General features: G+C 70.7%; 24 protein-coding genes. 19 read left to right on the top strand and 5 right to left on the bottom strand.

All coding sequences use genetic code 11. The features are described 5' to 3' along the window. Window positions 1–7 precede the first annotated feature (7 nt). The gene (locus tag AB0G10_RS36675; RefSeq protein WP_360932806.1) at window positions 8–1,264 is read right to left on the bottom strand and encodes a GAF domain-containing protein; all 1,257 of its coding nucleotides are present in this window, start codon (window positions 1,262–1,264) and stop codon (window positions 8–10) included. 56 nt (window positions 1,265–1,320) lie between these two features. On the opposite strand from AB0G10_RS36675, the gene nfi reads away from it, so the two are divergent. From nfi to raiA, 14 genes are all read left to right on the top strand, one after another. After that, window positions 1,321–1,968, top strand: coding sequence for a deoxyribonuclease V (nfi, locus tag AB0G10_RS36670; protein WP_360932698.1), 648 nt, complete (start codon window positions 1,321–1,323; stop codon window positions 1,966–1,968). Window positions 1,969–2,031: 63 nt separating this feature from the next. After that, window positions 2,032–3,411: a phosphomannomutase/phosphoglucomutase gene (locus tag AB0G10_RS36665; RefSeq protein WP_360932695.1), complete on the top strand. Its 1,380-nt coding sequence runs from the start codon at window positions 2,032–2,034 to the stop codon at window positions 3,409–3,411. Between the two features lie 42 nt (window positions 3,412–3,453). Beyond that, on the top strand, window positions 3,454–3,645 hold the full coding sequence (locus tag AB0G10_RS36660; protein ID WP_360932692.1) for a Trm112 family protein: 192 nt from the start codon (window positions 3,454–3,456) through the stop codon (window positions 3,643–3,645). Between the two features lie 11 nt (window positions 3,646–3,656). Next, window positions 3,657–4,868, top strand: a complete 1,212-nt coding sequence (locus AB0G10_RS36655; RefSeq protein ID WP_360932803.1) for an SIS domain-containing protein — start codon at window positions 3,657–3,659, stop codon at window positions 4,866–4,868. Continuing rightward, window positions 4,865–5,824 carry a cation diffusion facilitator family transporter gene (locus AB0G10_RS36650; protein ID WP_360932689.1) on the top strand — a complete coding sequence of 320 codons (960 nt, stop codon included), beginning with the start codon at window positions 4,865–4,867 and terminating at the stop codon, window positions 5,822–5,824. Before AB0G10_RS36655 ends, AB0G10_RS36650 begins: the two co-directional genes overlap by 4 nt. 26 nt (window positions 5,825–5,850) lie before the next feature. After that, window positions 5,851–7,026: a mannose-6-phosphate isomerase, class I gene (manA, locus tag AB0G10_RS36645; RefSeq protein ID WP_360932801.1), complete on the top strand. Its 1,176-nt coding sequence runs from the start codon at window positions 5,851–5,853 to the stop codon at window positions 7,024–7,026. 553 nt (window positions 7,027–7,579) lie between these two features. Beyond that, window positions 7,580–9,022: an adenosylhomocysteinase gene (ahcY, locus tag AB0G10_RS36640; protein WP_360932687.1), complete on the top strand. Its 1,443-nt coding sequence runs from the start codon at window positions 7,580–7,582 to the stop codon at window positions 9,020–9,022. A 185-nt stretch (window positions 9,023–9,207) separates the two neighbouring features. Continuing rightward, window positions 9,208–10,056, top strand: coding sequence for a helix-turn-helix transcriptional regulator (locus AB0G10_RS36635; protein ID WP_360932684.1), 849 nt, complete (start codon window positions 9,208–9,210; stop codon window positions 10,054–10,056). 45 nt (window positions 10,057–10,101) lie between these two features. Beyond that, window positions 10,102–10,311, top strand: coding sequence for a DUF397 domain-containing protein (locus tag AB0G10_RS36630; RefSeq protein WP_360932681.1), 210 nt, complete (start codon window positions 10,102–10,104; stop codon window positions 10,309–10,311). Window positions 10,312–10,440: 129 nt separating this feature from the next. Next, entirely contained in the window at window positions 10,441–11,130 is a 690-nt protein-coding gene (mtrA, locus tag AB0G10_RS36625) for an MtrAB system response regulator MtrA (protein WP_014688036.1), read from the top strand. Between the two features lie 54 nt (window positions 11,131–11,184). Then, window positions 11,185–12,813 (top strand): MtrAB system histidine kinase MtrB, encoded by a 1,629-nt coding sequence (mtrB, locus tag AB0G10_RS36620; protein WP_360932678.1) that lies wholly within the window; start codon window positions 11,185–11,187, stop codon window positions 12,811–12,813. Continuing rightward, window positions 12,813–14,642 carry a hypothetical protein gene (locus AB0G10_RS36615; protein WP_360932675.1) on the top strand — a complete coding sequence of 610 codons (1,830 nt, stop codon included), beginning with the start codon at window positions 12,813–12,815 and terminating at the stop codon, window positions 14,640–14,642. The genes mtrB and AB0G10_RS36615 overlap by 1 nt, the downstream gene beginning before the upstream one ends. 2 nt (window positions 14,643–14,644) lie before the next feature. Further along, window positions 14,645–15,352: a ComF family protein gene (locus AB0G10_RS36610; protein ID WP_360932672.1), complete on the top strand. Its 708-nt coding sequence runs from the start codon at window positions 14,645–14,647 to the stop codon at window positions 15,350–15,352. A 281-nt stretch (window positions 15,353–15,633) separates the two neighbouring features. Further along, on the top strand, window positions 15,634–16,254 hold the full coding sequence (raiA, locus tag AB0G10_RS36605; RefSeq protein WP_360932669.1) for a ribosome-associated translation inhibitor RaiA: 621 nt from the start codon (window positions 15,634–15,636) through the stop codon (window positions 16,252–16,254). Here raiA and AB0G10_RS36600 read toward each other — a convergent pair whose 3' ends face one another. Further along, window positions 16,255–17,040, bottom strand: coding sequence for a GNAT family N-acetyltransferase (locus AB0G10_RS36600; protein WP_360932666.1), 786 nt, complete (start codon window positions 17,038–17,040; stop codon window positions 16,255–16,257). Window positions 17,041–17,230: 190 nt separating this feature from the next. Between AB0G10_RS36600 and secA the strand changes: the two genes are divergently transcribed. Beyond that, window positions 17,231–20,131, top strand: a complete 2,901-nt coding sequence (secA, locus tag AB0G10_RS36595) for a preprotein translocase subunit SecA (protein ID WP_360932663.1) — start codon at window positions 17,231–17,233, stop codon at window positions 20,129–20,131. A gap of 520 nt (window positions 20,132–20,651) precedes the next feature. Here secA and AB0G10_RS36590 read toward each other — a convergent pair. Together AB0G10_RS36590 and AB0G10_RS36585 are read right to left on the bottom strand one after the other, a co-directional pair. Then, window positions 20,652–21,356, bottom strand: a complete 705-nt coding sequence (locus tag AB0G10_RS36590) for an Rv3235 family protein (protein WP_360932660.1) — start codon at window positions 21,354–21,356, stop codon at window positions 20,652–20,654. 108 nt (window positions 21,357–21,464) lie between these two features. Next, window positions 21,465–21,692, bottom strand: a complete 228-nt coding sequence (locus AB0G10_RS36585; RefSeq protein WP_360932657.1) for a helix-turn-helix domain-containing protein — start codon at window positions 21,690–21,692, stop codon at window positions 21,465–21,467. A gap of 103 nt (window positions 21,693–21,795) precedes the next feature. Between AB0G10_RS36585 and AB0G10_RS36580 the strand changes: the two genes are divergently transcribed. Beyond that, window positions 21,796–22,305, top strand: coding sequence for a hypothetical protein (locus AB0G10_RS36580; protein ID WP_360932654.1), 510 nt, complete (start codon window positions 21,796–21,798; stop codon window positions 22,303–22,305). Here AB0G10_RS36580 and AB0G10_RS36575 read toward each other — a convergent pair. Further along, window positions 22,257–23,201: a hypothetical protein gene (locus AB0G10_RS36575; RefSeq protein ID WP_360932651.1), complete on the bottom strand. Its 945-nt coding sequence runs from the start codon at window positions 23,199–23,201 to the stop codon at window positions 22,257–22,259. The two genes, AB0G10_RS36580 and AB0G10_RS36575, sit on opposite strands and share 49 nt — an antisense overlap. Before the next feature lie 352 nt (window positions 23,202–23,553). Between AB0G10_RS36575 and AB0G10_RS36570 the strand changes: the two genes are divergently transcribed. The 3 genes from AB0G10_RS36570 (at window position 23,554) to ftsE (ending at window position 26,056) form a co-directional block, all read left to right on the top strand. Continuing rightward, window positions 23,554–24,069, top strand: coding sequence for a PadR family transcriptional regulator (locus tag AB0G10_RS36570; RefSeq protein ID WP_127546431.1), 516 nt, complete (start codon window positions 23,554–23,556; stop codon window positions 24,067–24,069). A 52-nt stretch (window positions 24,070–24,121) separates the two neighbouring features. Beyond that, window positions 24,122–25,240, top strand: a complete 1,119-nt coding sequence (gene prfB, locus AB0G10_RS36565; RefSeq protein WP_360932648.1) for a peptide chain release factor 2 — start codon at window positions 24,122–24,124, stop codon at window positions 25,238–25,240. Window positions 25,241–25,375: 135 nt separating this feature from the next. After that, window positions 25,376–26,056, top strand: a complete 681-nt coding sequence (ftsE, locus tag AB0G10_RS36560) for a cell division ATP-binding protein FtsE (RefSeq protein WP_014441003.1) — start codon at window positions 25,376–25,378, stop codon at window positions 26,054–26,056. Window positions 26,057–26,068: the final 12 nt, after the last annotated feature.

Here is a 26,068-nt window from a genome sequence, read left to right as displayed (position 1 = left end):
ACGGTAGTTACGGCCACGTTGCAGGAAGGTTGCACGAGTATTCGCGGGAGAGCTCGGCGACCCGGCGGGCCGCGACCGCGTCGTTCGGGGCGAGCGCGGCGCACGCCTCCCAGAGCTCCAGGTCGTCCTCGCCCCACGGGCTGGCCAGCCAGCCCTGCAGCAGCCGCCGGTCGCCGGAGACCAGCACCGCGGCGCGCAGCCGGTCGTCGAGCATCCGGCGCAGCCGGGCGATGCCGGGCGCGTCCGAGCCGGGCAGCAGCGGTCCCGGGTAGGCGGCCAGGGCCTCGGCGGTGCGCCCCTGGCCGAGCAGCCGGCCGACCGTGCCGAGGTCGGACTCCACCTCGGCGCGCAGCCGGTAGGGCCGGGAGTCGAGCAGCTCCGGGCCGAGGATGCGGCGCAGCCGGGACAGCTCGGCGCGGACCGTCACCGGGTTCACGTCGTCGCCGTACAGATCGAGGCCGAGCTGGTCGCCAGTGCGGCCTTCCGGGTGCACGGTGAGCAGGACCAGCAGCTCGGAGTGCCGCCGGCCGAGGCGCAGCCGCCGGCCGCCGACCGCGAGCAGGGCGTCGTCCCGGCCGAGTGCCGCGACCACCGGCCGTTCGTTGACCGGCTTCGCCGAGCCCAGGTACGCCTCGGCGGCCAGCGCCGTCGCGCGGACCAGCGCGAGGCTGTGCGGGTTGGCGAGGTGGTCGCCGCCGGTCACGTCGATGGCGCCGAGCAGCCGGCCGGTGGCCGGGTCGTGGATCGGGGCGGCGGCGCAGGTCCACCGCTGGACCGGGCGGCTGAAGTGCTCGGTCGCGAAGATCTGGATGGCGTGGTCGACGGCGAGGGCGGTGCCGGGCGCGTTGGTGCCGGCGTGCGCCTCGTCCCAGCGGGCGCCGGGCACGAAGTTCATCGAGGCGGCGCCGTGCAGGGTGGCCGGCCGCCCCTCGACCCAGAGCAGCCGGCCGGTCGCGTCGCAGACCGCGAGGATGTGGTCGCCGTCCTCGGCCAGGCCGCCGAGCAGGTCCCGGAAGATCGGCATGACCCGGGCCAGCGGGTGCGCCGACCGGTAGGCGTCCAGGTCGTCGTCGGTGAGGTCGATCGGCGCGGTGTGGTCGGCGCCGATCCACGCGGCCGACCGGGCCCAGGAGTCGGCCACCACCGAGCGCATCCGGTCGGCGCGGCGGTCGCCCGCCAGGAACCGCTCATGGGCATGGCCGACCTGGCGGATGCGCTCGGCCGGGTCGTCTCCAGGGGTGAGGGCAAGCCACGGGTTCACCAGGGGGACCTCCAGACCCACCCATCGTGACGCCCGTCACGCCGTAGTACAACATGGCGATGCAGTCGTGGCCCCGTACCGAAGAAGAAGCCCTCGCCGTGCAGGAGGCCTTGCGCCCCCGCGTGATCGAGGCTCCCGGACCGGCGTCGCCGGGGACGGTGGCCGGGCTCGACGTGGCCTACGACGGCGACCGGCTCGGCGCGGCCGTGGTGGTGCTCGACTACGCGGATCTCTCGGTGCGCGACACCGCCGTGGTGATCGGCCGCCCGGCGTTCCCCTACATCCCCGGCCTGTTCGCGTTCCGCGAGGTGCCGGCGCTGCTGGAGGCTCTGGAGAAGCTGACCGTGCGCCCGGACGTGCTGGTCTGCGACGGGCAGGGCCGGGCCCATCCGCGCCGGTTCGGGCTGGCCGCGCACCTCGGCGTGCTGACCGATCTGCCGGCGTTCGGCGTGGGCAAGACCCGGCTGGTCGGCGACTTCGCGCCGGTGGGGGAGCGGCGCGGCGACCGGTCGCCGCTGATCGACGCCGGGGAGACCGTCGGGGCGGTGCTGCGGACCCGGGACGGGGTGAAGCCGGTCTTCGTCTCGGCCGGGCACCGGATGGATCATGAGAGCGCGTGCGCGATGACCCTCCGGCTCACCCCGGAGTACCGGTTGCCGGAAACCACCCGGGCGGCGGACCGCGCCTGTCGTGATCTTCTGCGCTGACGCCTTCCGGCGCAGGTCGCCCCGGTACCCTCAGCCCAAAGGGGACTCATTGAGGAGCGAGTGGTGACCGATCTGTCGCAGATCATCAAGGCGTACGACGTCCGGGGCATCGTCCCGGACCAGCTCAACGAGCCGGTGGCCCGGGCGCTGGGGACGGCGTTCGTCGAGATGTTGCGCGAGTCCGGCGACGAGCCGGACCGGATCGTGATCGCCCACGACATGCGGGAGTCCGGCCCGGGCCTGGCCGCCGCGTTCGCGCGCGGCGTCAACGCGGCCGGCGCCGGAGTGATCAACATTGGACTGGCCTCGACCGACCAGCTCTACTACGCGTCCGGCTCGCTGGGGCTGCCCGGCGCCATGTTCACGGCCAGCCACAACCCGGCGCAGTACAACGGGATCAAGCTGTGCCGCGCCGGCGCCCGCCCGGTCGGCCAGGACAGCGGCCTGGTCATCGTCCGGGAGCGCGCCCAGCAGCTGCTCGCCGACCTGAACGCCGAGGCCGAGGGCGTGGCCCGGGTCGAGCAGCGCGACTCGCTCAAGGACTACGCGGCCCACCTGCGCTCGCTCGTCGACCTGAGCGGCATCCGGCCCCTCAAGGTCATCGTGGACGCCGGCAACGGGATGGGCGGCTACACCGTCCCGGCCGTGCTCGGCGACCAGGTGCTGCCGGCGCTGCCGCTGGAGATCGTCCCGCTCTACTTCGAGCTGGACGGCTCGTTCCCGAACCACGAGGCCAACCCGCTGGACCCGAAGAACCTGGTGGACCTCCAGCAGGCGGTCCGGGAGCAGGGCGCCGACATCGGCCTCGCGTTCGACGGCGACGCCGACCGCTGCTTCGTGGTGGACGAGAAGGGCGACCCGGTCTCCCCGTCGGCGATCACCGCCCTGGTGGCCAAGCGCGAGCTCGCCAAGTTCCCGGGCAGCACGATCATCCACAACCTGATCACCTCGGCTGCGGTGCCGGAGATCATCACGGAGAACGGCGGCAAGCCGGTCCGCAGCCGGGTCGGCCACTCGTTCATCAAGGCCGAGATGGCGTCCAGCAACGCGATCTTCGGTGGCGAGCACTCGGCGCACTACTACTTCCGCGACTTCTGGTTCGCCGACACCGGCATGCTCGCCGCGATGCACGTGCTCGCCGCGTTCGGCGGGCAGGACCTGCCGCTCAGCGAGTTCGCCGCCGAGTTCGAGCGGTACGCCGCCTCCGGTGAGATCAATTCCACGGTCGCCGACGCCTCCGCCAAGATCGCCGAGGTGCGGGCCGCGTTCCCGGACGCGAAGGTGGACGACCTCGACGGCCTGACCTTCGAGGTCGGCGGCGGCGCCTGGTTCAACCTGCGCGCCTCGAACACCGAGCCGCTGCTGCGCCTGAACGTCGAGGCGCCCGACGCGCAGCGGATGGCCGCGCTGCGAGACGAGGTGCTCGCGATCGTTCGTGGATAGGATCGCCTCGACCACTTCGTCGGTGCGACAAGGAGTAAACCGGTGGCGCTCGATCAGCAGTTGCTGGACATTCTGGCGTGCCCGGACACGCATCACGCCCCGCTCGACTACGACGCCGGGGCGCAGACGCTGACGTGCACCGAGTGCGGCCTGATCTTCGAGGTCCGGGACGACATCCCGATCCTGCTGCTGGACGAGGCCCGCAAGCCGGGGTCCGGGGCGGAGGCGTCCTGATGGTGAACCCGATGGACGGCACCGCCGGGGTCAACGGGCACCGGGTCGCGGACGAGTCCCTGCTCGACGACGAGAAGTCGATGCTCGCGAACGACCCGGGCGGCATGCTCCGGGCCACCGCGTCGGCCGGCGCCCAGGTCCGCGAGGCGGCGGCGCTCGCCGCCGAGGTCGACCTGGGCATGCTGGCCGACGAGGGGCGGCCGCGCGCCGTCGTGGTCGCCGGCATCGGCACGGCCGGTCTCACCGGCAACGTCCTGTCCACGGTCGCCGGCCCGCGGTGCCCGGTCCCGATCATCGGCCACCGCAGCGCCGGCGTGCCCGGCTGGGTCGGCGCCGCCGACGTGGTGATCGCGGTGTCCGCGTCCGGCCGCAGCCCGGAGGCGCTCGCCGCGGCCGAGGCCGCCGCCCGCCGCGGCGCCCGGCTGGTCGCCATCGGCAACCCGGGCTCCGAGCTCGAGGCGATGGCCGAGCGGGCCCGCGCGCCGTTCATCGGCGTGCCGCGCCGCGCGCCGGCCCGGGCCACGCTCTGGGGTCTCACCATCCCGGTGCTCCTCGCCGGCCGGGCGCTCGGCCTCGTCAAGGTCACCGAGGCGGACATCGCCGAGACCGCGACCCGGCTGGACGCCGACGCCGAGCGCTGCCGCCCGGCCGCCGACTCGTTCGTGAACCCAGCCAAGGAGCTCGCGCTCGGCCTGGCCGGCTCGGTCCCGATCGTCTGGGGCTCCTCGCCGCTCGCCACGGTCGCGGCCCGGCGCTTCGGCGACACGCTCGCCGCGAACGCGCGCTACCCGGTCATGGCCGGCGCGCTCGGCGAGGCCGGCCGCGGCCGGGTGGGCCTGCTCGACGGCGTCTTCGGCGGTCTCGCCGAGGGCACCCGGGACATCTTCGCCGACCCGGAGGAGACCGACGAGAGCGTGACCCGCCTGCGCCTCGTGGTGCTCCGCGACGGCGGCCTCAACCCGGAGGACGACGCCGACGAGCCGGTCGCGGTCGAGGAGCGGCGCGCCGACGCCATCCAGACCCTGGCCGACCGCCGCGGCGTGCGCTGCGACGTGCTGACCGCCGAGGGCGGCTCGGCGCTGGAGCGTCTCGCGTCCCTGGTGGCCGTCCCCGACTTCGCCTCGCTGTACCTGGCACTCGCGCACGGGCTCGACCCGATGGCCGTTCCGGCGATCAGCGAGATGAAGGAGCTCGCCAACCCGCTGCCGGAAGGTCTCGCGTGAGCGCCGAGGGCGGTACCAAGGCGATCGTCGCGGCGCTCAGCGCCAACCTGGGCATCGCGGTCACCAAGTTCGGGGCGTTCCTGCTCACCAGCTCGTCGTCGATGCTGGCCGAGTCGATCCACTCGGTGGCCGACTCCGGCAACCAGCTCCTGCTGCTGATCGGCGGCAAGCGGTCGCGGCGGGCGGCGACGCCGGAGCACCCCTTCGGCTACGGCCGGGAGCGCTACATCTACGCGTTCATCGTGTCGATCGTGCTGTTCAGCCTGGGCGGCCTGTTCGCGCTCTACGAGGCCTACCACAAGTGGCACGACCCGCACGGGATCGAGAGCTGGCAGTGGGTGCCGATCGCGGTCCTGGGGGTCGCGATCTGCCTGGAGGGCTACAGCTTCCGGACCGCGATCAAGGAGTCGAACCGGACCCGCGGCACGACGTCCTGGGTCGACTACGTGCGCCGGGCCAAGGCGCCGGAGCTGCCGGTGGTGCTCCTGGAGGACTTCGGCGCGCTGATCGGCCTGGTCCTGGCGCTCTTCGGCGTCGGGCTGACGCTGCTGACCGGGGACGGCCGGTGGGACGCCGCCGGAACCGCCGCGATCGGCCTGCTGCTGGTGGCGATCGCCGCGATCCTCGCGATCGAGACGAAGAGCCTGCTGCTCGGCGAGGGCGCGAACCCGGAGACGGTCCGCCGGATCGAGCGGGCCGTGCTGGCCGGCGAGGGCGTCGAGCGGATCATCCACATGAAGACGCTGCACCTCGGCCCGGAGGAGCTGCTGGTCGCCGCGAAGATCGCGGTGCCGCGGTCGGAGAGCGCCGCGGACGTGGCCCGGCACATCGACGAGACCGAGGAGCGGATCCGGGAGGCGGTTCCGATCGCCCGGGTGATCTACATCGAGCCCGACATCTACCAGGCGGAGAAGGCGCAGGAGGAGGCTTCCGCAGCAACCCCCGCGCACGCCTGACAACTGCTAGTTTGCCGGGTATGACCGTGTACCCGCTTCACGGAGCGACCAGGACTTACGCCTGGGGCTCCCGGACCGCCATCGCCGAGCTGCAGGGCCGTCCCGCGGCCGAAGGGCCCGAGGCGGAGCTGTGGCTCGGCGCGCATCCCGGCGACCCGTCGACGGTGCCCGGGCCGGACGGCCCGGTCGCGCTGAACAAGCTGATCGCCGGTGACCCGGCCGGTCAGCTCGGCGTCCCGGTCGTGGAGCGGTTCGGCGACCGCCTGCCGTACCTCATGAAGGTGCTGGCCGCGGGCGCGCCGCTCTCCCTCCAGGCACACCCGGACGCGGCCTACGCCAAGGCCGCGTACGCCCGGCAGGAGCTGGACCCGGACGCCCCGAAGAACTACACCGACGCGCACCACAAGCCGGAGATGCTGGTGGCGCTCACCCCGTTCGAGGCGCTCTGCGGCTTCCGGTCGCCGGACGTCTCGGCCGAGGTGCTCAGCGAGCTGAACCTGCCACAGCTCGCCCCGATCGTGAGCATGCTCCGCACCGGCGACCTCGGCGAGGCGGTGCGGCTGCTGCTGACCTGGCCGGAGTCCGGCCGCGACGACCTGATCAAGCAGGTGGTGGCGGCGGCGCGGCAGATCCCGGACGACCACCCGCACACGCCGTCGTTCGTGCTCGCCGTCGATCTGGCGGGCTACTACCCGGGCGATCCCGGCGTGCTGGTGGCGCTGCTGCTGAACCTCGTCTGGCTGCAGCCCGGCCAGGCCATCTGGATGCCGGCCGGGAACCTGCACGCCTACCTCGGCGGCCTCGGCGTCGAGCTGATGGCCTCCAGCGACAACGTGCTGCGCGGCGGTCTCACCCCGAAGCGGGTCGACGTCGACGAGCTGCTCCGGGTCCTGCGCTTCGACGTGCTCGAGGACCCGCTGCTGCACCCCACCGAGATCGCGCCGGGCGTGACCTCGTGGAAGGTTCCGGTGCCCGACTTCGAGCTCTACCGGGTCACGCTGACCGAGGACCGGCCGCCGATGAAGCTGCCCGGCTCCGGGCCGCGGGTGATCCTGGGCGCGTCCGGCGACGTGCACGTGGGGGAGGAGCACGGGATCCCGGTCGAGGTGCGTCCCGGCGGTGCGGCATACGCCCCGGCGAGCGCGGGGGCGCTCACGGCGGCGGGCGTCGGGGTCTGTTTCGTGGCCGCGGTTCCGACCTGATCCGTACGCCGGCAGCCCGGTGGCTGCGGCGCTTCTCTGGAACCCACGGCTGCTCCGGACGGCGGCCGTGGGTTCCCGCGTTCTCGCCGGGTCCCGGGCTGCGCGGCACGGTGGACCGCACGTTGTCGCGGGAGGTGACGGCCCCGAGGTGTCAAGCAGGGCTTTAGTCCGAAATTTGATGGAATAGCTTGACATGGTGGTTGCGGAGTGTGAATCTAAAAGCACGCAGCGTCATTGGTGATCGGGGGGTCCCACGGACGCGCGCGGTACCAAACCGGGGGGATGAACGGGGCGGCGAGGGAAACCTTGCCGCCCCGTTCGCTGTTCCACTGGCTTCGCTTCGCTCCGCGGGCGATTGCCTTGTAACCGACGAGTTGGCGGCAATCGCGCCGGGGCGCCGCTGGTCGTGTCGTTTGGCCGCGGGATCGCGGCGCGGCAGCCAGGATGAGTGGCAGGAGTCCGCGCGGGTCCGTCACGGCCGGGTGTGGCTGCTTCTGGCGACGGCGTAGTGCCGTACGGAAAATCGGTTTTGATCTTGCTGGGGGAGATCTGGATGCTGGCTCAGGGTGATTTCAAGGTCGCCGACCTCTCGCTCGCCGCCTTCGGGCGCAAGGAGATCGACCTGGCCGAGCACGAGATGCCCGGCCTGATGGCCCTGCGCCGGGAGTTCGGGCCGAGCCAGCCGCTGCGCGGGGCGCGGATCACCGGCTCGCTGCACATGACCATCCAGACGGCCGTGCTGATCGAGACGCTCACGGCGCTCGGGGCGCAGGTCCGGTGGGCCTCCTGCAACATCTTCTCGACCCAGGACCACGCGGCCGCAGCCATCGTGGTGGGCCGCGACGGCACCCCGGAGGACCCGCGGGGCGCGCCGGTCTTCGCCTGGAAGGGCGAGACGCTGGAGGAGTACTGGTGGTGCACCGAGCAGGTCCTGCTCTGGCCGGACGGCGAGGCGCCCAACATGATCCTCGACGACGGCGGTGACGCGACGCTGCTCGTGCACAAGGGCGCCGAGTTCGAGAAGGCCGGCGTGGTGCCGCCCTCGGAGAGCGCCTCGTCCGAGGAGTACGCGGTCATCCTCAAGCTGCTCAAGCGCAGCCTCGGCGAGGACGGCAAACGCTGGACCCGGGTGGCCGCCGGCATCAAGGGCGTCACCGAGGAGACCACCACCGGCGTGCACCGGCTCTACGAGATGCAGTTGCACGGCACGCTGCTCTTCCCGGCGATCAACGTGAACGACTCGGTGACGAAGTCGAAGTTCGACAACAAGTACGGCTGCCGGCACTCGCTCATCGACGGCATCAACCGGGCCACCGACGTGCTGATCGGCGGCAAGGTGGCGGTCGTGTTCGGCTACGGCGACGTGGGCAAGGGCTGCGCCGAGTCGCTGCGCGGGCAGGGCGCCCGGGTGATCGTCACCGAGGTGGACCCGATCTGCGCGCTGCAGGCCGCGATGGACGGCTACCAGGTCGCCACGATCGACGACGTGGTCGCCACGGCCGACATCTTCATCACCGCGACCGGCTGCTTCGACGTGATCACCCACGAGCACATGGCCCGGATGAAGCACCAGGCCATCGTCGGGAACATCGGGCACTTCGACAACGAGATCGACATGGCCGGCCTGGCGGCGCGCGGCGACGTCCAGAGGATCACCATCAAGCCGCAGGTCGACGAGTGGCGGTTCGACGACGGCCACGCGATCATCGTGCTCTCCGAGGGCCGGCTGCTGAACCTCGGCAACGCCACCGGCCACCCGTCGTTCGTGATGAGCAACAGCTTCACGAACCAGACGATGGCCCAGATCGAGCTCTTCACGAAGACCGAGGAGTACCCCGTGGGGGTGTATGTGCTGCCGAAGAAGCTCGACGAGAAGGTGGCCCGGCTGCACCTCGACGCGCTCGGCGTGAAGCTCACCCGGCTCACCAAGGAGCAGGCGGCGTACCTCGGCATCGCGGCCGAGGGGCCCTTCAAGCCGGACCATTACCGCTACTAGACCACGGTCAAGACATGCCGGAGCCCCCACTCGCCCGCCGAGTGGGGGCTCTTGTCATCCCGCGCGGTTGCCGCCGCGGGGGTGGGCTATCTCCCACCATTACTCCACGACCAGGGACCCGCTGCAAGTGCATTGCCGCCGATGCAAGTTGCACCGGGTTGTCACCGCGCCGTTATGGTGACTGCGTGGCGAGGCCGACATCGACAGCACGCCGGGAGCTCGGTGGTGAACTGCGCCGTCTCCGCGGTGAACGCCGCGCGGTCGACGTGGCTACCGCGCTCGGGTGGTCGGAGTCGAAACTGAGCCGGATCGAGACCGCGCACACCGGCATCAGCGAGGCCGACCTGGACCGGTTGCTCACCCTCTACGGCGTGGCCGTCGAGGACCGCGGCCGGCTGCGCGATCTGGCCCGGCGGGGACGCGCGCGGGCGTGGTGGACGCCGTACCGGTCCTCGGTGCCCGACCCGTACGACGAATACCTGGCCCTGGAGAGCGAGGCGGTCCGGATCTCCGAGTGGGAGGCCCAGGTGGTCCCGGGCCTGCTGCAGACCGACGAGTACGCCCGGGCCGTCATCGAGACCGGCGCCGACATCGACGACACCGCCATCATCCAGCGCCGGCTCGCGCTGCGGATGGGCCGGCAGACGGTGCTCACCCGGGATCCCCCGCCCAACCTGCGGATCGTGATCGACGAGGGCGTGCTGCTGCGCGAGATCGGCGGCCGGGAGGTGCAGCGGCGGCAGCTGAGCCGGCTCTACGAGGCGAGCAGCCGCCCCGGCGTCGAGCTGCAGATCCTGCCCTTTCAGGCCGGCGCGCACGCCGGGCTCATCGAGTCGTTCCTGGTCATGGAGTTCGCGGCGGGCACCCGTAATCCGGTCGTGCACATCGAGGGGCTGACCGGCGGCCTCTTCCGGGTGAAGCCGGAGGAGATCGACATTTATCAGGACGCCTTCGATGACCTGCAGGAACGCGCATTGTCGCTAGAAGAGAGCCGAACGGCCATCGCTGAGACGAGGGATCGACTGGCTCGTTGAACACTCGCCGTGGGGTCCAATGGAGAAGCTATTCCACGGAAGGAGATGATCATGCAGAACGCCACGCTTTCCTGGCGTAAGAGCAGCCGTAGTGGCGCTGCTGGGCATTGCGTCGAGGTCGCCGAGGTTCCGGCCGCCGTCCTGGTGCGTGACTCGAAGGACGTCACGGGCCCGGTGCTCACCTTCGGCGCGGGCGACTGGACCGGCTTCATCGCCGGTGTCCGGGCGGGTGAGTTCGACAGGCCCGGCGCCTGATTCGATCGTGCGCTACGGGCGGTCCCGCATCGGGGCCGCCCGTTCTCGACGTCCCTTTTTCGCGGCCGCCTCACAAGATCGACCCCCAGGTAGCGCGAAGAGTGGGACGACAGTGCAATATTGGACCGCATGAGAGCCCGGGTACTGGTCGTCGACGACGACCCCGCGTTGGCCGAGATGCTCGGCATCGTCCTGCGCAGCGAAGGATTCCTGCCCTCCTTCGTCGCTGACGGTGAACGTGCCCTGGCCGCCTTCCGGGAGAACCGCCCCGACATCGTCCTGCTGGACCTGATGCTCCCCGGCATGAGCGGCATCGACGTGGCACGTGCCATCCGCGCCGAGTCGGGCATCCCGATCGTCATGCTCACGGCCAAGAGCGACACCGTGGACGTGGTGCTGGGCCTGGAGTCCGGCGCCGACGACTACGTGGTCAAGCCGTTCAAGCCCAAGGAGCTCGTGGCCCGGATGCGGGCCCGGCTGCGCCGGGGCGAGGACGCCGCGCCGGAGATGCTCACCATCGGACCTCCCGGCAACCAGATCACCATCGACGTGCCGGCGCACACCGTGTCCCGGGACGGCGAGGAGGTGAAGCTGACCCCGCTCGAGTTCGACCTGCTGGTCGCCCTGGCCCGCAAGCCGCGCCAGGTCTTCACCCGCGAGGTGCTGCTCGAGCAGGTCTGGGGATACCGGCACGCGGCCGACACGCGCCTGGTCAACGTGCACGTCCAGCGGCTCCGGGCGAAGATAGAGCCCGACCCGGAACGGCCCGAGATCATCCTGACGGTGCGCGGCGTCGGCTACAAGGCCGGCACGGGTTAGGCCGTTCGAGCGGCTACGCTTGCCGGCGTCATGCGTGCCCCTTCCTGGCTTCCGATGCCCGTGCGCCGTGCCCTGCGAGTGGTGCGGCGCTACTGGCGCGTGGTCGCCCGGCACGCCCGGCAATACACTGCGCCGGCCCGGCGGGCCTGGCGCCGCTCGCTGCATCTGCGGGTCGTCACCATCACGCTGGTCCTCTCCAGCCTGCTGGTCGGCACGTTCGGCTGGTTCATCGCGGCGCAGAGCGCCAACATCCTGCTGAGCCGCACCCAGGACGAGATCTCCTCGTCGATGAGCGGCAAGGTGGCGTACGCGTACCGCCAGCTCACCGTGCATCCGCAGTCGCGCGACCCGGAGCTGCCGAACACCATCAACGACACGGTCAACGAGCTCTTCGACGGTGATCAGGCCGACGACGGCGGCTCGGTCATCTCGATCCGTGCCGAGCACTACCACGATCTGCCCGCCGTGACCCTGCCGGCCTCGGTGGACACCCGCGGCCTGATCACGCCCGACATGATCCGGTCGGTGGCCGAGCAGGGGCAGGTGACCCGCCAGATCCGGACCGCCGAGATCAACGGGATCACCACGAAATACCTGGTCTACGGCTCGCCGGTGCCGACCAAGTTCGGCCACCTCGAGCTGTACTACATGGTCCCGCTCACCACCGAGGACCGCGCCGCCAACCAGATCCGCACCACCGTGCTGGTCACCGGCATCGCCCTGGTGATCCTGCTCGGCGTGGTGGCCGGCCTGGTCACCCGGATGGTCGTGAGCCCGGTCCGGGTCGCCGCGCGGACCGCGCAGCGGCTCTCGGCCGGCCTGCTCGACCAGCGGATGAAGGTGGACGGCGAGGACGACCTGGCGCTGCTCGCCGCGGCGTTCAACCAGATGGCGGCGAACCTCCAGCGGCAGATCGTCCGGCTCGAGGAGATGTCCCGCCTGCAGCGCCGGTTCACGTCCGACGTCTCGCACGAGCTGCGGACGCCGCTCACCACCGTGCGGATGGCCGCCGACCTGATCTTCTCCGAGCGGGAGGACTTCGACCCCGCCGTGGCCCGCAGCGCGGAGCTGCTGCAGGCCGAGCTCGACCGGTTCGAGGGCCTGCTCACCGACCTCCTCGAGATCAGCCGGTTCGACGCCGGGTTCGCGGCGCTGGACGCCGAGCACACCGACCTCGTCCCGATCGTGCGGCGGGTCACCGAGCGGCTGGCCGGGCTGGCCGAGCGGGCCGGCGTCGAGGTCGACCTGCGCCTGCCGGACACCCCGGTGATCGCCGAGGTGGACCCGCGCCGGGTCGAGCGGGTGCTGCGCAACCTGGTCGGCAACGCCATCGAGCACGCCGAGGCCAAGCCGGTGATCGTCACGATGACGACCGACGAGGCCGCCGTCGCGATCACCGTGCGCGACTACGGCATCGGCCTGAAGCCGGGCGAGGAGCGCCTGGTCTTCAACCGGTTCTGGCGCGCCGACCCGTCCCGGGCCCGGCAGACCGGCGGCACCGGCCTGGGCCTGTCCATCAGCGTCGAGGACGCCCGGCTGCACGGCGGCTGGCTGGAGGCGTGGGGCGCGCCGGGCGAGGGCTCGCAGTTCCGGCTGACCCTGCCGGTCCGGGCCGGCGACCGGCTGGTCGCCGCGCCGCTGCCGCTCATACCCCGGGACCGACCCGCGGAGGTGACCAGCTGATGCGCCGTTCCTCTCTCCCCGCCGTGGTGGCGGTCACCGTGCTGGCGCTGGCCGCCTGCGGGATACCGGACGAGTCCGGGATCACCGTGGTCGGGCCCGGCCCGAGCACGGGCATCACCACCGGCAGCGACGACGCGCCCGACCAGGCGACCCGGACGACGACCAGCGACCGCGGGCAGTTCGTCGCGAACTTCCTGGCGGCGGCGGCCGGCGACTACGACGGCGCGACCGACCGGGTCAAGGAGTTCATGTCGCCGGACACGGCCGACAAGTTCAAGCCGGTGGCCATCCCGCGGGTGATCAGGCTGATCGGGACGCCGCTCTTCTCGTCCGGGCAGGCCGAGGTCAACCTCACCTACGAGCTGATCGGCACGCTCGGCAAGGACGGCCTGCTGGAGCCGCCGAAGGAGCCGGTCCGCGGCACCTACCAGATCAAGCTCGGCACCGCCGAGGACGGCATCTCGCTCTACGTGCTCGACGCGCCGCCGGTGCTGCTGCTCAGCGACACCGCGCTGGCCAGCCGATACGTCCAGCACACCATCTACTTCTGGAACACCGAGCACACCAGCCTGATCCCGGACGTCCGCTACATGCTGCGCGACGTGCCGATCGAGCAGGTGCCGACGATCGTGCTGAACTGGCTCATCGGGGGGCCCGCGCCGTGGCTGCGCAGCGTCACCGACGTGCTGCCGCAGGGCACCGCGCTGCTCGGCAAGATCCCGGCGATCCTCGAGGAGACGCTGACCATCGACCTGAGCGCCCAGGCGGTGCCGACCGAGGGCGCCGCGGAGGCGCTGGACCGGTTGCGGCGGCAGATCCAGTGGTCGCTGCGGCCGCTCATGCCGGACAACCTGGCTCTCAAGATCGGGCACCAGGAGCCCAACAACTACTACGGCACTGACTACCTGACCAGCAACGCCGCGTTCCGGCTGGAGAGCCGCCCGGAGCGGTTCGCGGTCTACGGCGGCAAGATCGTCCGGCTCTCCGAGACCCCGCGCGCGGTCCAGGCCATCCCGGGCGTGCCGCCGCAGGCGAACAAGGACGTCCGGGCCGCCGCGCTGAGCACCTCGGCGGCACACACCTACGCCGCCCTGGTGACCGGCACCGGCACGAAGCAGACGCTGCGGGTCGGCGTCACGCTGACCAGCTCGGGCGCGGACGCCACGCTGCGCGAGGTGACCGGCCTGCCGGACCGCGTCGGCTACCCGGTCTGGGCGATGACCAGCACCGGCACCCGCCCGCAGGACTCGATCGGCCTGATCATCTCGAACGGCCAGCTCTACGGCTTCCGCGCCGACGGCGGCGCGGCCCGCCCGGTGCAGCTCGCCGGCGTGAGCGGCGCCCTCAGCGCGATCACGGTGGCGCCGGACGGGCACCGGGTGGCGATCGTGGCGGGCGGCCGGCTCTACCGCGCGGTCCTCGCGATCAGCGGTGACGGCGTGTCGCTCAGCGAGGCCGAGCTGCTCCGCCCGCCGCTGCAGACGGTCACCGCGGCCGGCTTCAGCGGGGAGGGCTGGCTCACCGTGGCCGGCGTCGGCCTCGGTGGCCGGGTGACGGTGCTCGACGTGACCGTCGACGGCGCGCTGCAGGACCCGCGGCTGCCCGACCTCGGCGACGACGCGGTCACCTACGTGACGGCGTACCCGGCCAACCCGGCCAACCAGACCAGCACCGAGCTGGGCAACGCCGACTACGTGTCCTACACGACCGCCGACGCGGCCTGGGACGCGCTCTCCACCGCGGTCCGGATCGACCCGGACGACCTGGCCGAGCCGCCCGGCGACCAGCCGCCGAACGTGGTGCCGACCGCGCCGTTCTTCCTGAACTGATCATGTTCGCCGCGCTGGCCGACCTGGTTCTCCCGGGGTCGTGCGCCGGCTGCGGGGCCGAGCGGGTGCGCCTCACCCGCGGGACCTGCGCGCTCTGCGTCACCGAGCTGGAGTCGCTCGCGCCGCGTCCGGCCGCCCCGACGCCGCCGCCACCGGGCTTCCCGGCCTGCGTGACGGTCGGTCCCTACGCCGGGGCGATGCGGGGCGCGATCCTCTCGTACAAGGAAAGGGGCCGGCACCGGCTCGCCCGGCCTCTCGGCACGCTCCTGGCCGGCGCGGTCGCGGCGCTCGCGCCGCGGGACCGCCCGGTCGTGCTCATCCCGGTGCCCTCCACGGCGGCCGCCCGCCGGGAGCGCTACGGCGACCACATGGCGCGGATGACCGGTCACGCGGTGCGACGGCTGCGGTCGGCCGGATGGTCCGCCGGGATGGCACAGCCCCTCCGGGCGCTGCCGCGACCTGACTCCACGTCACTGGACGCTGCCGGACGGCACGCGGCAGCTGTCAATTCCCTGCGAATCGATTCGCGTATCGGCGTTCTCCGACGCGGCGGCCGGATCAGGGGCACGCTGGTGGTGACGGATGACATCGTCACCACCGGTGCCACTCTGGCTGCGGTGGTACGCCGTCTTGAGGAGGCGGACATGCAGGTCAAAGGTGCCGCAGTGCTAGCAGCGACCCAGCTGCGAAAGATTACTCCCGGTATTTGACTCCCATGCCGCGCGAGCCTGCCGATAGAGGCGAACGTCAGCCATCCGTTATCCCAAACGAGTGGTGACGTGAAGGCAGAGGCAGGTTAGCGTCTAGGTGACGAGGGCGGACGGAAATCGTCCACCCGCCACCGGAGCGCCGAGTGGGCACATGTTCCCCGCGCCCGAAAGGAGTCGTCTCACCCACGTGGCCTCGTCGGTGGTTCAGTCACGCGGCGTCGTCTCTGAGCACAAGCGCCGTGTTCCGGCGCCCGCAAGCACAACGTTGGGGGAGGTCACGAGTGGACATTGTCGTCAAGGGCCGCAACGTAGAGGTTCCCGATCATTACCGAGAGCATGTCGCCGAGAAGCTGAGCAAGGTCGAGCGCTACGACCCGAAGCTGATGAGAGTGGACGTGGAGTTGTTCCACGAGCGCAATCCGCGACAGTCCGACACCTGCCAGCGGGTCGAGATCACCGTCATGACGCGAGGCCCGGTCGTCCGCGCCGAGGCCCAGGCACAAGACTTCTACGCAGCCCTGGACTGCGCCATCAACAAGCTCGACGGCCGGCTGAGGCGTTCCGCCGACCGGCGCCGGGTGCACCGCGGGCGGCACGCGCCGGTCTCCGTCGCGGCGGCCACCGCCAACCTCCCCACCGACGTTCATCCGGGCCGGACCGCGACCCTGGTCGCCGAGCCCGAGGTCGACACCGAGCTGGCCGAGCACGACGCGGACCAGCCGTGGCGCATCGTCCGGGAGAAGGAGCACTCCGCCGAGCCGATGACCGTCGATGACGCGCTCTTCCAGATGGAGCTCGTCGGCCACGACTTCTACCTGTTCCAGGACAAGGACAGCGGCCGGCCCAGCGTCGTCTACCGCCGCCGCGGCTACGACTACGGCATCCTCAGCCTCGCCATGTGATCAATGATCCGAGCCGCTGGAGGCCTGTGCGAGCAGGTCTCCAGCGAGAAGGACGTACTGCACGTCGTCGATCCTGGTGCCACCGGGGCCGGGCAGCCGGGACCGCAGGAACGCCTCGCGCCGGAAACCGGCTCTCTCGAGGACCCGCTGCGAGCCGACGTTCTCCGGAGCCGCGCCCGCGATGAGCCGCGCGATGTCCGTCTCGGCGAAGGCCCAGAGGGCGACGAGCTGTGCCGCGCGGGTCGCAAAACCCCTTTTCCGGTACGAGGGAAGCAGGCTGTACCCGATCATCGCCTGCTGCGTCGGCGGCTCCTGGTAGTACAGGTCGATTTCGCCGGCCCGCTCGCCCGTGGCGGTGTCCAGGATCACCAGGTCGGCGCGGGTCCCGGCCAGCCAGTTGGCGGCGGCCCGGCCACAGCGCCGGCGCACCTCCTCGGCCGACGGCGGCACCGGCGGGACGCTCGTGATCACGACCTCGGGCAGGGAGTGCAGTTCGGCGTAAAAAGCGACATCTCGCTCATCCAGCGGGCGCAGGGTGACCACGCCGTCGCTGAGCTCGCCGCCGGGCAGATCGGGAAGCAGGCGCGGGGCCGGTCCGGCCGGGTCGCCGGGCAGCCGGGACCAGACCTGGAGCTCGCCGTCCGGCATGCGGCGGACGCCCTCCCTGGTGAAACCGGTCTCCATGGCGAGGCGCTGGCCCGCCGGGTTGTCCCAGCCGATGAGCAGTTCGAGCCGCCCCTGTCCGGTTTCGATCAGCTGCTGCAGCTCGGTTCCGCTCTGGTCCATCAGGCCCTCTTTCACCGAGCCATCCTCCCCGTGACGCGCCCGGGACGCCAAACCGGTTGGAAATGACGCTCTCAGCGAACTTACTGAAACCTTTCGCCCGTTTTGTGAGTTTCACTGGAGGCTCGGGTCACAGGTCCCGAGCGAAGGTGCCTACGATGGTTCGGCAGACTGTCTAGGGGAGCGTTGACCCGTGTCGATTTTGGAAAAGATCCTCCGCGCCGGCGAAGGCCGCATGGTGCGACGGCTCAAGGCGATCGCGGACGCGGTCAACTCGATCGAGGACGACTATGTCGACCTCACCGATGACGAGCTGCGTGAATGCACGGAGAGCTTCAAGGAGCGCGTCCAGGAGGGCGAGTCCCTCGACTCGCTGCTCCCCGAGGCGTTCGCGGTCGCCCGCGAGGGTGCGAAGCGCGTGCTCGGCCAGCGGGCCTACGACGTCCAGCTGATGGGCGGCGCCGCGCTGCACTTCGGCAACATCCCGGAGATGAAGACCGGTGAGGGCAAGACCCTGACCGGTGTGTTCCCGGCCTACCTCAACGCGTTGAGCGGCAAGGGCGTGCACATCATCACGGTGAACGACTACCTCGCCCAGCGTGACGCCGAGTGGGTCGGCCGGGTGCACGTCTTCCTCGGCCTGACCGTCGGCGTGATCCTGCCGAACCGGCCGGCCGCCGAGCACCGCGCGGCGTACGAGTGCGACATCACGTACGGGACGAACAACGAGTTCGGCTTCGACTACCTGCGCGACAACATGGCGTGGTCGAAGGCGGAGCTCGTGCAGCGCGGTCACAACTTCGCGATCGTCGACGAGGTCGACTCGATCCTCATCGACGAGGCGCGGACCCCGCTGATCATCTCCGGTCCGGCCGAGCACTCGGCCCGGTGGTACGGCGAGTTCTCCCAGATCGTCAACCGGCTCCAGCCCGGCAAGGACGGCGAGGGCGACTACGAGGTCGACCACGCGAAGCGCACCGTCGCGATCACCGAGCGCGGTGTCGCGAAGGTGGAGGACCGCCTCGGCATCGACAACCTCTACGAGTCGGTGAACACCCCGCTGGTGGGCTACCTGAACAACGCCATCAAGGCGAAGGAGCTCTACAAGCGCGACAAGGACTACATCGTCAGCCCCGAGAACGAGGTGCTGATCGTCGACGAGTTCACCGGTCGCATCCTGCACGGCCGGCGCTACAACGAGGGCATGCACCAGGCCATCGAGGCGAAGGAGGGCGTGGAGGTCAAGCAGGAGAACCAGACCCTCGCGACCATCACGCTGCAGAACTACTTCCGGCTCTACGAGAAGCTCGGCGGCATGACCGGTACGGCGCAGACCGAGGCCGGCGAGTTCAACAACGTCTACAAGGTCGGCGTCGTGAGCATCCCGACGCACCGCCCGATGGTCCGCGTCGACCACCCGGACGTCATCTACAAGACCGAGAAGGCGAAGTTCGACGCCGTCATCGAGGACATCGCCGAGCGGCACGCGACCGGCCAGCCGGTCCTCGTCGGCACGGTCTCGGTGGAGAACTCCGAGATCCTCTCCCAGCTGCTGCGCCGCCGCGGCATCCCGCACAGCGTGCTGAACGCGAAGTTCCACGCCCAGGAAGCCACGATCATCGCGCAGGCCGGCCGGAAGGGCGCCGTCACGGTCGCCACCAACATGGCCGGCCGAGGCACCGACATCCTGCTCGGCGGCAACGCCGACTTCCTCGCCGCCCAGGAGCTCGCGCAGCGCGGGCTCGACCCGGTGGAGCACGCCGAGGAATACGCGAAGGCCCTCGAGGAGGTCCTCCCGATCGTCAAGGAGGCCTGCGACGCGGAGCAGGCCGAGGTGCAGGCGGCCGGCGGTCTCTACGTTCTGGGCACCGAGCGGCACGACTCCCGCCGCATCGACAACCAGCTGCGCGGCCGTTCCGGCCGGCAGGGCGACCCGGGCGAGTCCCGGTTCTACCTGTCGCTCCAGGACGACCTGATGAAGCGGTTCCGGGCCGGCGCCGTCGAGGCCGTCATGGAGCGGTTCAACATCCCGGACGACGTCCCGATCGAGTCCAAGATGGTGACCCGCCAGATCCGCAGCGCGCAGACCCAGATCGAGGGTCAGAACGCCGAGATCCGGAAGAACGTCCTCAAGTACGACGAGGTGCTCAATAAGCAGCGCCAGGTCATCTACGCCGAGCGCAAGCGCGTGCTCAACGGCGAGGACATGCACGACCAGGTCAAGAACATGATCGACGACGTGATCGGCGACATCGTCACGGCCGCCACGTCCGAGGGCTACGCCGAGGACTGGGACCTCGACCAGCTCTTCACCGACCTGAAGCGCCTCTACCCGGTCACCGTCACCCTCGAGGACATCATCGAGGAGTCCGGTGGCGAGCGCGGCACCATCGACGCCGAGTTCCTGGCCGAGCAGCTGAAGCAGGACGCGCAGGCGTCGTACCAGGTGCGCGAGGACGAGCTGGGCGAGGAGGCGCTGCGCGAGCTGGAGCGTCAGGTCCTCCTCGCGGTCATCGACCGGAAGTGGCGCGAGCACCTCTACGAGATGGACTACCTCCAGGAGGGCATCAGCCTCCGCGCCTACGCTCAGCGCGACCCGGTGGTGGAATACCAGCGCGAGGGCTTCGACATGTTCAACCAGATGATGGAGGGCATCAAGGAGGAGGCCGTCGGCTTCGTCTTCAACCTCGAGGTCCAGGTCGAGGAGCAGCCCACCGTCACGGTCGACCCGACCCAGGCCTACGAACTGCCCAAGGTCGGCGGCGCCGACGCCGTCCCGGACGACGACGAGCCGGAGCGCGTCGAGGTGCACGCGAAAGGTCTCGGCGGCCCCGGCCGTCCGCAGAACCTGCAGTACACCGCCCCCGCCATCGACGGCGAGGCGGGCGACGGCCGCCCGGTGATCCAGCAACAGTCCGCCCCGGTCAACATCGGCCCCGGCGGCACCCCGGTCCCGGCCAACCCGGCCCACACGAGCGCCCGCTCCCAGCGCACGACGGGCCAGGAATCCGGCGGCCCGTCCCGCAACGCCCCCTGCTACTGCGGTTCGGGCAAGAAGTACAAGCGTTGCCACGGCGCCCCCGGCGCTGCCTGACAGCCCAGCCCGACAGCACCGTCTGAACGCGGCTCGCAGCCACCCGCTGCGGGCCGTTTTCATGCCCGCCGGCCACGCCGGTCGTCGCCGTAATCGCCGCCGCCGGATGCAAGGCCCGCGCCGCGCGTGGGGTTGGTGCCAGCGTCTGGCGCGAGGCGCGTGCGGGCCCTGAAGCCGGCGGCCGGGGCCAGGCGCGCGCCGCCCCTGGAGCCGGCGGCGGGGAGCCAAGCGTGCGTGACCCGTAGCCCCGAAGCCCGGAATTCGCGCCAGGCGGGGGATTCGCGCCTTGCGCTTGGCTTCGCATACCGCCGCGCACAGCACGGATCGACCGGCCGGCGTTGGCCTGTTGGCGGACCGCGTTGGCCTATTGGCGGATCGCGTTGGGCTACTGGCGGGCTCGCGCGGGGTTGCTGCCGGCCGTACTGGGCTGACGCCCGATCTATGGCGGCAGCTAACGGCCCAGGACGCCCGTCGCCTGTGGTGCTCGCCAGGCGCCCCGGGGATTCCGAACGGGGTCTTGTCAGATCAGGCGCAGAGTCGTCACCACCCAGGACTCCTGGTGCAGTTCGAGTCGTAGTGCCATCGCCCAGGTGCGGTCGCCCGTTGCCAGGACCACCGCGGCCTCCACGGCACCCGGTCTCGGCTGGCAGAGGCGCACCCGCAGGACGGCCACCGGGGCCGGGAGCCGGGTCCGCTTCGCCGTGACTCCGCGGGTCTGGGCGTTGCGTAGCTGGCCCACCCAGCGGGCGCCGGTCAGGCCCGTGGAGACCACCTCGGCGGCTTGGGAGGGCAGGCTCAGCCGGCGGAGGTGGCCGGCTGGGCGGAATCCGTTGAGGACCTCTACGCAGAGGTGCACGAAACGCCGGACCGCCAGCCTGGCGTCACCGGAGGCGCCAGCGGCACCAGCAGCGCGAGCCGCGCCGGGCTGCCCTGCCGCGCCGGGTGGTCCCGCCGCGCCGGGTGGCGCGCTCACTCCGGGGCGCCCTGCCGCGCCGGGTGGTCCCGCCCCGCTCGACGGCCCGCTCACTCCGGGTGGCGTCGCTCGGAGTGGCGGCGCGGCCACATCGGGTGGCAGGGTCGCTTCCGGCGGGTGGGCTGTCTCCGGCGGTGTCGACCAGTCGAGCGCCAACTGCTGCCGGGGCGGGCTCCAGATCTGCGGCGCCAGCTCGTCGTCGAAGGGCGGGTCGTAGCGCGGCACGGGGCGCAGATGGATGGTGGATCGCATGTACTACCCCCGAACCTTCCGTTTGCCTACGTTTGCCTTCGACTGTTGCTCGATCCACGAGCCTGCGGCAATGCGGGCGATGCGATGCGGGGGAAGGGGCAAAACGGCCTAGTCGGGTTCGCGCTCGTTCAGCGGGTTGTCGCGCACCCACGCGGCGGTTTCCTCGTACTTGTGCTGGATGTATTCCTCGAGTCTGGCGCGTTCCACGCGCCACTGACCGCGCCCACCGATCTTGATCGCGGGCAGTTCGCCGCTGCGGACCATGTGGTAGACCTGCGAGTCCGAGACGTTGAGCTCGGCCGCCACGTCGGCCAGCAGCAGGAATCGAGGCTCCATGGCCTGAGTTTGCCATCGTTTGCCTCCGGAGGGAGATCCCGGATCACCACGATGGGAAGAGGCCTGGTGGAATGGACCGACCGAGACAGCGCAGGAGGAAGCCGTGCCGAACACCGACCTGGTCCGGGTCTACGTCCCGGCCACCGTGCCGCTGCTCGCCGCCCTGCGCGCCTCCGGGCAGCTCGGTCTGGAGGGCATGGAGGCGCACGCGGTGACGCCGGCGCTCCGCGAGTGGTACGCCGAGGGCGACGAGGAGGAGCTGGAGTACGTCGCTTTCACCCGTGCCGCCCAGGGCGCCCTGCAGCTGCTGCGCCACGACACCGCCGCACCCCGCCGCCGTGTCGTGGTCTCGGCCGACGTGCCCGGCTCCTCGCTGGTGCGTGAGGACGCCGAGCTGGGTTCGAGCACGGTCCGGCTACCGCGGGCGATCGCGCTGAAGGAGGTCGCCAGCATCCACGTGGACGGCACCGACGCGGCCGAGGCGGTCGGGGCCGCCGCCGACGTGGTGGAGGAGGCGCTGGCCGGCGACCCGGACGCCCAGTTCACCGTCGACGGCGCCGAGGATCACGAGTTGGAGTGGTACGCCGTCTCCGAGTTGGACGAGCTGCTCTGAGCATCGTCCTCGTCCTCGGCGGGTGACAGCGTCCGGCCGACCGCGAACATCGCCGTCATGGCGCCGGCGAAGAGGATGACCAGGCCGCTGTTGAGCCGCGCGGTGCTGAGGATCTGCTGGGCCAGCTGATCCATCTCGCTGACCTTGCCGGCCAGCTCCAGCACCTTCGACCCGGCGGTACGGGAGAGGATCTCGCCGATCACCGTGACCAGGCCCGCCCCGGCGCCCGCGAGGGCGTAGAACGGCCACTTCACGGCGTCCTTCGCGCGGCGGAGCAGGAAGTACGCGATCAGGCCTGCGGCGAGCCCGCTCAGCGCGGCCTGCCCGTACGAGAACCACTGCGCCGCGTTGGCCGTGGACGCGGTGTCGCCGGCGCCGAGCAGCTCCAGCACCGGCGCCTGGAAGAGGTTGAGCACGAAGCCGAGCACGAAAACGCCGACCGAGGCGAACGCGGCCGCGGCGACGACCCGCGGGATCCGGAAGCCGGCGAGCGCGCCGCCGATCGTGGCGGCGGCCGCCACGGTGCCGCCGACGATCGCGTAGAGCGAGCCGGCCGTGTTGATCGTGATGATCGGGATCGCGCTGGCGACCCCGGTCAGCAGGCCCGCGCCGGTCGCCACGGCGAAGCGCGCGCTGGCGCCGAGGGTGCGCCGGGACCCGATCAGGGTGAGCGCGAGGAGCGCCACGGCGGCGCCCGCGACCAGGTCGGCCGCGACGGCGCCGGGCAGCGCGTACGCCGTGGAGGTCACCTCCATCTCGGCGCTGACCCGGCCGGTGATGGTGGTGCGGGCGGACCACAGCATCGCGGCCGTCCAGGCGAGGGCGGCGGCCGCGAGCAGCGCCACGGTGAGCCGCGATTCCTCGTCGACGGGAGCGGCGGCGGGACGGTCGGTCATGGGGGTCAGGGTAACGGTCGAACCTGCGCGTACCCGATCGGCGGCCGCCCCGGTGCGACGATGGCACGACGGGCGCTCTCGGAGCCTCGGAACGAGTTATCCGCATATGCGCTAGGTGTCGTTTTTTGCATGACCGGATTGACCGTTTTGAGCGCGTTCCTGCCTCGCACGTGTCGTCTGACCGTTTGAGTGTCCCATCTTACCTGCTCAAGACCGTTTTGAAGGGCAAAACGCCGGGTCTGCACGCTCGTTGTCGGACTGTCTGTGCGGGACAGTCGTTTGTGGAGACGCAAACTGGACGGATCGTGCGAAATCCTGGACGCCGGAACGACAAAGTGGCAGCTTAGAAGGCATGCCCGACTTCCAAATCAATCCGACGGCGGCTGCCCTTCTCGGCCTGCTCCACGAGGGGCCGATGACCGGTGGCCAGCTGATGGCGGCTGCCGAACGCCGCCTCGGGCCCTACTGGTCGATGACGCGGAGCCAGGTCTACCGCGAATTGCCCGTACTGGCCGAAATGGGGTATGTCCGCCTCGGCAAGCCGGGCCCCCGCTCCAGTCAGCCCTACGCCATCACGGCCTCCGGCAAGCGGGCCTTCAGTCGCTGGCTCGCCGAGTCGCCCGGCCGTGACGCGCTGCGCAACCCGGTCGCGCTGCGGGTCGCCTTCGGTCAGCAGCACAGCGGCGACCAGCTCGAGACGCTCTACAGCAACGCCAACCAGTACCACTCCGAGGCGATGGCGATGGCGAAGGAGCAGGCCAAGGAGGCGAAGAAGAACGGCGATCCGTACGGCGCCGCCGCGCTGGAGTTCGCCGTGGCCTATCACAAGGCCGCCCTCACGTGGCTCAAGGCCGTGCCGACGAGCTGATATACGACCTGCCCGGCCAGCTCACTGGCCGGGCGGCGTAGTCTTGAGTGTCGTGACCGCTGCCGACTTTCCCGAGCAACTCAAAGTCCTCGACGCCACCCTCCGCAACATCGAGAACGTCCTGGACGTGGACAAGCTGCGCCGCGACAAGGCCGATCTGGAGGAGCAGGCCTCCGCTCCGGACCTCTGGGACGACCAGGCACGCGCGCAGGAGGTCAACAGCCGTCTGGCGTACGTGTCGGGAGAGATCTCCAAGCTGGAGCGGCTCCGCTCCCGGCTCGACGACGCCGCGGTCCTTCTCGAGCTGGCCGAGGCCGAGAGTGACGCCGACTCGATCAGCGAGGTCGGCGACGAGATCGCCACGCTGACCAAGTCCGTCGAGGAGATGGAGGTCCGCACCCTCCTCTCCGGCGAGTACGACTCCCGCGAGGCCCTGGTCGCGATCCGCGCCGGCGCCGGTGGCGTGGACGCCGCCGACTTCGCCGAGATGCTCATGCGGATGTACCTGCGCTGGGCGGAACGTCACGGCTACCCGACCGAGGTCTACGACACGTCGTACGCGGAAGAGGCGGGTCTCAAGTCGGCCACCTTCACCGTGAAAGCGCCGTACGCGTTCGGCACCCTCAGCGTCGAGTCGGGCACGCACCGGCTCGTCCGGATCAGCCCGTTCGACAACCAGGGCCGCCGCCAGACGAGCTTCGCCGGCGTGGAGGTTATGCCCGTTGTGGAGCAGACCGACCACATCGACATTCCGGAGAACGAGATCCGGGTCGACGTCTACCGGTCGTCCGGCCCCGGCGGTCAGAGCGTCAACACGACCGACTCGGCCGTGCGCCTCACGCACATCCCCACCGGCATCGTGGCGTCCTGCCAGAACGAGAAGTCGCAGCTGCAGAACAAGGCGGCCGCGATGAGAGTGCTCCAGGCCCGCCTCCTGGAGCGCAAGCGCCAGGAAGAGGCGGCCAAGATGGCCGATCTACGGCAGGACACCACCGGATCGTGGGGCGACCAGATGCGTTCGTACGTCCTGCACCCCTACCAAATGGTGAAGGATCTGCGCACCGAGTTCGAGGTCGGTAACCCGATGAGCGTCTTCGACGGCGATGTGGACGGGTTCATCGAGGCGGGCATCCGGTGGCGCAAGCAGAACCAGATGAGCTCCTCCTCATGATCCGTGACTGAGCGCTACCTCGCCTGAACAATGGGTCAGGCGAGGGGTGCCCAGTTTTGCTGTTGCCGCAGGTGGTAAATATTCCGGCCCCCGGCGGGCTTGGCGATTTCGTTACACCGCGTAGACTCCAGTCCCGTGATTCAGCTCGAGAACGTGACGAAGACGTATCCGAAGGCGTCTCGGCCGTCGTTGGACAATGTCAGCGTCGGGATCGAGAAGGGTGAGTTCGTCTTCTTCATCGGCCCCTCCGGTTCCGGCAAGTCGACGATCATCAAGCTGCTGCTGAAAGAGGTCTCGCCCTCCAGCGGCAAGGTCGTGGTGAACGCCAAGGACGTGACCTCGCTCCGCTCCTGGAAGGTTCCCCACTTCCGCCGCTCGATCGGGTGTGTCTTCCAGGACTTCCGCCTGCTGCCCAACCGCACCGCGTACGAGAACGTCGCGTTCGCTCTCGAGGTGATCGGCAAGACCAAGGCCGTCGCCCGGCGCGTCGTTCCCGAGGTGCTGGAGCTGGTCGGCCTCGGCGGCAAGGAGCACCGTTACCCGCACGAGCTCTCCGGTGGTGAGCAGCAGCGTGTCGCGGTGGCCCGGGCCTTCGTGAACCGCCCGCTGATCCTCCTGGCCGACGAGCCCACGGGTAACCTCGACCCGGACACCTCGATCGAGATCATGCGACTCCTGGACCGGATCAACCGGACCGGCACGACCGTCGTGATGGTCACGCACGACTCCAACATCGTCAACCAGATGCGCCGGCGCGTCATCGAGATCGAGAGCGGGCGGATCGTGCGCGACCAGGCCCGCGGCGTCTACGGCTAGGCCCGGCCCCGT

The sequence above is a fragment of the Actinoplanes sp. NPDC023714 genome (assembly GCF_040639855.1).
In the GTDB taxonomy this organism is placed as follows: domain Bacteria; phylum Actinomycetota; class Actinomycetes; order Mycobacteriales; family Micromonosporaceae; genus Actinoplanes.
Note: the sequence above shows the minus strand (reverse complement) of the source record. Positions and strands in the feature narration are given on the sequence as shown.

Bases quoted from the DNA above. Each gene is read 5' to 3' on its own strand.
- nfi (WP_360932698.1), top strand. From the start codon at position 1,321: ATGCAGTCGTGGCCCCGTACCGAAGAAGAAGCCCTCGCCGTGCAGGAG.
- AB0G10_RS36655 (WP_360932803.1), top strand. From the start codon at position 3,657: ATGGACGGCACCGCCGGGGTCAACGGGCACCGGGTCGCGGACGAGTCC.
- ahcY (WP_360932687.1), top strand. From the start codon at position 7,580: ATGCTGGCTCAGGGTGATTTCAAGGTCGCCGACCTCTCGCTCGCCGCC.
- AB0G10_RS36630 (WP_360932681.1), top strand. From the start codon at position 10,102: ATGATCATGCAGAACGCCACGCTTTCCTGGCGTAAGAGCAGCCGTAGT.
- mtrA (WP_014688036.1), top strand. From the start codon at position 10,441: ATGAGAGCCCGGGTACTGGTCGTCGACGACGACCCCGCGTTGGCCGAG.
- mtrB (WP_360932678.1), top strand. From the start codon at position 11,185: ATGCCCGTGCGCCGTGCCCTGCGAGTGGTGCGGCGCTACTGGCGCGTG.
- AB0G10_RS36615 (WP_360932675.1), top strand. From the start codon at position 12,813: ATGCGCCGTTCCTCTCTCCCCGCCGTGGTGGCGGTCACCGTGCTGGCG.
- AB0G10_RS36610 (WP_360932672.1), top strand. From the start codon at position 14,645: ATGTTCGCCGCGCTGGCCGACCTGGTTCTCCCGGGGTCGTGCGCCGGC.
- AB0G10_RS36600 (WP_360932666.1), bottom strand. From the start codon at position 17,040: ATGGACCAGAGCGGAACCGAGCTGCAGCAGCTGATCGAAACCGGACAG.
- AB0G10_RS36590 (WP_360932660.1), bottom strand. From the start codon at position 21,356: ATGCGATCCACCATCCATCTGCGCCCCGTGCCGCGCTACGACCCGCCC.
- AB0G10_RS36585 (WP_360932657.1), bottom strand. From the start codon at position 21,692: ATGGAGCCTCGATTCCTGCTGCTGGCCGACGTGGCGGCCGAGCTCAAC.
- AB0G10_RS36575 (WP_360932651.1), bottom strand. From the start codon at position 23,201: ATGACCGACCGTCCCGCCGCCGCTCCCGTCGACGAGGAATCGCGGCTC.
- AB0G10_RS36570 (WP_127546431.1), top strand. From the start codon at position 23,554: ATGCCCGACTTCCAAATCAATCCGACGGCGGCTGCCCTTCTCGGCCTG.